Source organism: Anoxybacillus sp. J5B_2022 (assembly GCF_026847645.1).
GTDB lineage: Bacteria > Bacillota > Bacilli > Bacillales > Anoxybacillaceae > Anoxybacteroides.
In genome coordinates, this window is the sequence record NZ_JAPSMC010000177.1 from 1 (window position 1) to 528 (window position 528).

The 528-nt window shown below is 46.2% G+C and carries 1 protein-coding gene; it reads right to left on the reverse strand.

Annotation, left to right across the window (positions count from 1 at the left end):
• Positions 1 to 29: 29 nt before the first annotated feature.
• Positions 30 to 528, reverse strand: a 499-nt coding sequence (locus tag M4I42_RS17090) for an IS982 family transposase (RefSeq protein ID WP_268853211.1), incomplete at its 5' end; no start/stop codon positions are given.

A 528-nucleotide genomic window follows, 5' to 3' on the forward strand; every position in this document is an offset into this window, starting at 1 on the left:
ATTTAATAACTCGTGGTGCTAGTTGAACCCTAACGCTCAACTAGCCCAAGTGTTACAAGTGAATACACCAACAAAATGCCATCTAGTGCTACCTCAAACCCCGCAATCGAATTGGCACGAATTTCTGTGATCCGATACTGGTCGACGAGGACAGAGAACACCGTTTCCACCACTTTGCGTTTTTGTTTGAGCCATCTCTCCCATGATGCCGATGGGCGATGCTTCTGATTTTTGCGAGATGGAGTCCAGAAGGCGATTTGATATTCCTCATATAGCTTTCTTTGCAAATCGTTGCTAATAAATCCCTTGTCACCTAAATTGTAGGGGTGGGGAATTTGTGTCATGACTGTTTCAGCGGCGATTCGATCGTGACAGGACGCTTCCGTCACCACGTATCCCATCGGCAGTCCTTGATCGGTCACTTGAAGATGAAACTTAAATCCATAGTACCACTGCTTTTTCGACGCACAAAACCCGATGTCTGCGATTCCTTGAAATCGTTTGACACGGTACATTCTTGCGGCATGG